Annotated in this window: 4 protein-coding genes and 1 pseudogene; 4 read left to right on the top strand and 1 reads right to left on the bottom strand. The window is 64.7% G+C overall.

Annotation, left to right across the window (positions count from 1 at the left end):
- Window positions 1-387 (bottom strand): annotated as a pseudogene (locus ACIQ42_RS16485) (3-deoxy-8-phosphooctulonate synthase); the annotation flags it as partial.
- A gap of 167 nt (window positions 388-554) precedes the next feature.
- Between ACIQ42_RS16485 and ACIQ42_RS16490 the strand changes: the two are divergent.
- Genes ACIQ42_RS16490 through ACIQ42_RS16505 form a run of 4 tightly spaced genes read left to right on the top strand, consistent with a single transcriptional unit; the run spans window position 555 to window position 4,146 of the window.
- Window positions 555-1,766, top strand: coding sequence for a class I SAM-dependent methyltransferase (locus tag ACIQ42_RS16490; protein ID WP_397423333.1), 1,212 nt, complete (start codon window positions 555-557; stop codon window positions 1,764-1,766).
- Window positions 1,767-1,810: 44 nt separating this feature from the next.
- Window positions 1,811-2,812, top strand: a complete 1,002-nt coding sequence (locus ACIQ42_RS16495) for a cysteine synthase A (RefSeq protein ID WP_397423334.1) — start codon at window positions 1,811-1,813, stop codon at window positions 2,810-2,812.
- Window positions 2,809-3,645, top strand: coding sequence for a 3-mercaptopyruvate sulfurtransferase (gene sseA, locus ACIQ42_RS16500; RefSeq protein WP_397423335.1), 837 nt, complete (start codon window positions 2,809-2,811; stop codon window positions 3,643-3,645). The genes ACIQ42_RS16495 and sseA overlap by 4 nt, the downstream gene beginning before the upstream one ends.
- A 57-nt stretch (window positions 3,646-3,702) precedes the next feature.
- Window positions 3,703-4,146: a GNAT family N-acetyltransferase gene (locus ACIQ42_RS16505; protein WP_397423336.1), complete on the top strand. Its 444-nt coding sequence runs from the start codon at window positions 3,703-3,705 to the stop codon at window positions 4,144-4,146.
- Window positions 4,147-4,269 lie beyond the last annotated feature (123 nt).

Consider the following 4,269-nt stretch of genomic DNA (forward strand, 5'->3'; position numbering starts at 1 on the left):
CGCGGTCGCGACCACCAGATCGGTCTGACGACACAGGAAAGCCGGGATCTGTACCAGATCGGCGACGGCGGCCACCGGCTCAGCCTGGGCGACCTCGTGCAGATCGGTGCAGATGGGAACGTCAAGTTCGGCCTTGACCCGCGCCAGCATGCCCAGCCCCGCCTCAAGGCCCGGGCCCCGATAGCTCTGGATCGACGAGCGGTTGGCCTTGTCGAAACTGGCCTTGAACACGAAGGGAAGTGCCAGGTCCGAGCAGATCTTCCTGAGCTCGCGCCCGACCTGCATCGCCAGATCGACGTCCTCAAGGACATTCAGGCCGGCGATCACCACCAGCGGATGCCCATCGCCAATCGACAGGTCCCAGCGCTTGAGAGTTAGGGTGGCCATGGTCTTCCCCGGAGCGAGCGTGCCGCTGTTTGAGGCGCCCCGCGACCGTTCTCAAGCTTATTCACCTAAGCGATGCGTCCCAGCCAGGCTCTTGACCGTACTCCTTGAGCAGCCGATAGGCGAAAAGCCTTGAGTGCTATCCTGCGCATTCGGCTGGGAGAGTGTGTATGAGCGTGGGCTCACCGACAGTGGACCTGAGCGGCGCGCCAGCGACGTTTCGGTTCGCAGCCCGTGTGATGATGCAGAACTGGTGCATCGGGAACCTGACCCTCGTGCTGCCGGATGGCCGCGAGATACGGCTGGAGGGCGATACGCCCGGCGCGGAGGCGCGGCTCGTGGTTCGCGACTACCGCTTCATCAATCGGGTGCTGGCCACCGGAACGATCGGCTTTGGCGAAGGCTACATGGCCGGCGAGTGGGACACCCCCGATCTCTCGCGCGCGCTGGAGGTGCTGGCAGCGAATTTCGCGCGATTTGAGGGCGTGTCCTTCGGCAATCCCTTCATGACCGCCATCAACGTGATAGGCCACGCTCTGAAGTCGAACAGCCGGGGCGGATCGAAGCGCAACATTCACGCCCACTATGATCTGGGCAATGCCTTCTATTCCCGCTGGCTGGACACCTCGATGACCTATTCCGCCGCCCGGTTTGCGCGGCCGGGCGAGCCCCTGCCGGAAGCCCAGGCGCGCAAGTACCGGACGCTGGCCCAGACCATGGACCTGCGGCCGGGACACGATGTGCTGGAGATCGGCTGCGGGTGGGGCGGTTTTGCCGAGTTCGCCGCACGCGACGTCGGCGCAAACGTCACCGCCATCACCATTTCGGAAGCCCAGTACAAGTTCGCCAAGGAGCGGATCTTCAAGGAAGGCCTGAACGAGAAGGCCAACATCCAACTTGTTGATTATCGTGATGTCCAGGGGTCCTTCGACCGCGTCGCCTCCATCGAGATGTTCGAGGCTGTGGGCGAGCGGTACTGGCCAACCTATTTCGACAAGGTCCGTAACAGCCTGAAGCCCGGCGGCCAGGCAGGCCTGCAGATCATCACCATCCGCGACGAACTGTTCGACCACTACAAGCGCACGCCCGATTTCATCCAGAAGTACATTTTCCCGGGCGGCATGCTGCCTTCCGAGGAACGCTTGAAGGCGGCCACCGACAAGGCGGGTCTGACCTGGGGCCCGATCTCGCGATTCGGGGTCTGCTATGCCGATACCCTGGCCGAATGGGCGCGCCGGTTTGAGGCGGCCTGGGACGACATCACCCATCTGGGCTTTGATGAGCGGTTCCGGAAGCTCTGGCGCTTCTACCTCAGCTATTCCGAAGCCGGTTTCCGGACCGAACGCACCGACGTTGTGCAGCTCAGTTTGGTGAAAGCCTGACCTGACCCCTGTTCGCCGTGGGTGCGTCTGGTTAGATAGACGCCATGGACGTCGCCCAAAGCATTCTGGACCTGATCGGCAACACGCCGCTGCTACGCCTTCGGCACGCCAGCGAAATGACCGGCTGCGAGATCCTCGCCAAGGCCGAGTTCATGAACCCCGGCCAATCGGTGAAGGACCGCGCGGCGCTGCACATTGTGCGCGATGCTGAACACAAGGGCCTGCTGAGGCCGGGTGGGCGCATCGTCGAGGGCACCGCCGGCAACACCGGAATTGGCCTCGCCATGGTGGGCAAGGCCCTAGGCTACGCATGCACCATCGTGATCCCTCGCACCCAGAGCCAGGAGAAGAAGGACGCGATCCGGCTGTTCGGTGCCGATCTGGTGGAGGTGGATGCGGCCCCCTACTCCAGCGAGATGAATTATGTGAAGTATTCCGGGCGTCTGGCGGCAGAACTTGATGCAAAGGAGCCGGCCGGCGCCGTCTGGGCCAATCAATTCGACAATGTCGCCAACCGTGACGCGCACGTCGAGAGTACCGGCCCGGAGATCTGGCGGCAGACCGACGGCAAGGTGGACGGCTTCATCTGCGCCGTGGGCTCCGGCGGCACCCTTGCCGGTGTGGCCCAGGCGCTTCGGGCCCGGAACCCCGACGTCAGGATCGGACTGGCTGATCCCCACGGCGCGGCGCTCTACGCCTATTACACCGAAGGCGCCCTGGCCTCGGAGGGCGGCTCGATCAGCGAAGGCATCGGCCAGGGCCGGATCACGGCCAACCTCGAGGGCCTCAAGGTCGACCACGCCTACCGGATCTCCGACGAGGAGATGTTGCTGACGATCTTCGATCTTATGGAATTCGAAGGCCTGGTGATGGGCGGCTCCACCGGCATCAATGTGGCCGGCGCGATCCGGATGGCGCGGGACCTGGGGCCCGGCCACACCATCGTGACCATCCTGTGTGATCAAGGCCAGCGCTACCAATCGAAGATCTTCAATCCGCTGTTCCTGCGGGAAAAGGGTTTGCCTGTGCCGGGTTGGCTCGAATGACCGATCCCGTCGTTTCCACCGCATGGCTGGCGGCCCGGTTGGGAGATCCCGATCTGCGGATCGTCGACGCGACCCTGCCCCTCGTGGGGCAACCCGGCCATGGCCGGGACAGCTACGAAGCTGGCCATATCCCCGGAGCCGTCTTCTTCGACATCAACGCCATTGCCGACACCACCACGGACCTGCCGCACATGTTGCCGACCGCCGAGGCGTTCAGTCGCGCGGCCGGGGCTCTCGGACTGACGCCAGACGCGACCGTCGTGGTCTACGACGCCCACGGTATATATTCGGCACCGAGGGTGTGGTGGACGCTGCGGATCATGGGCTACCCGAACGTCTTCGTGCTGGACGGCGGGCTGAAGGCCTGGCGCGCCGAGGGGCGGGTCATCGAGACGGATGAGGCCGCGCCCGCCGCAGCAAATGTGATCTCGAAGGTGAATCCGGCGTTGGTCGCAGATCGACAGGATGTCACGAAGGTTCTGGCTGACGGCGCGGCGCAGGTGGTGGACGCCCGCTCCTCCGCTCGCTTCCGCGGCGAGGTGCCGGAGCCCCGCGCCAGCCTGCGCTCCGGACACATGCCGGGCGCCCTGAACGTGCCGTTCAACGAGGTGGTTGCGGCTGATGGAACCCTGAAGCCGGTGACCGAGCTCCAGGCTGTGTTCGCCCATGTGGACCTGAACCGTCCCATCATCACCACCTGCGGCTCCGGCGTGACCGCCGCTGTGCTGGCGCTGGCGTTGGCCCGCCTTGGTCGTCCGGACGTGGCCATCTATGACGGGTCGTGGACGGAATGGGGCGGACACCCCGATACCGTTGTCGTCACCGGAGCCTGACCCATAGATATCCGTCCAGCCTGCGAAGCCGACCTGGCCGAATTTCCGCGGATCGAAATGTCCGCCGCCACGGCCTTCCAGGGCCAGGATGTCCCGGCATCGCTATTTTCCGACTTCGCGCCCCCGGAGGCCTACCGACCTCACCTGCTGGGCGGAACGCTCTGGGTCGTCGACGGCGTCGGCCCTCCGGTCGCCTTCCTGGCGGCGCTGATCCATGGCGACCGGCTACATATCGATGAGCTCGACGTGCTTCGTGAACATCAGGGGCGCGGCATAGGTCGCCGGTTGCTGGCCCATGCCATAGATCACGCACGGGCCAGGGGTCTTGCGCGGCTCAGCCTGACCACATTCCGCGCCATTGCCTGGAACGCCCCGTTCTACGCCAGCCTCGGGTTTGTCGAGTGGGACCCGAGAGACGCGCCCGAGTGCATCCGCAAGGCGCTGGCGAAGGAAGCTGCCTTCGGCCTGAAGGATCGCTGCGCCATGCGGCTGGAGCTTTAGGGTCTGTCCTAACTGCCGCTCATCCCGGCGAATGCCGGGACCAAGATCTCAAAACTGAGAGGCTGATTGGAATCGCTGCGTGAATATAGAACCCGCCCCTGCGGCATTCCATCTGGGTCCCGG

Source organism: Phenylobacterium sp., from assembly GCF_044372605.1.
GTDB lineage: Bacteria > Pseudomonadota > Alphaproteobacteria > Caulobacterales > Caulobacteraceae > Phenylobacterium.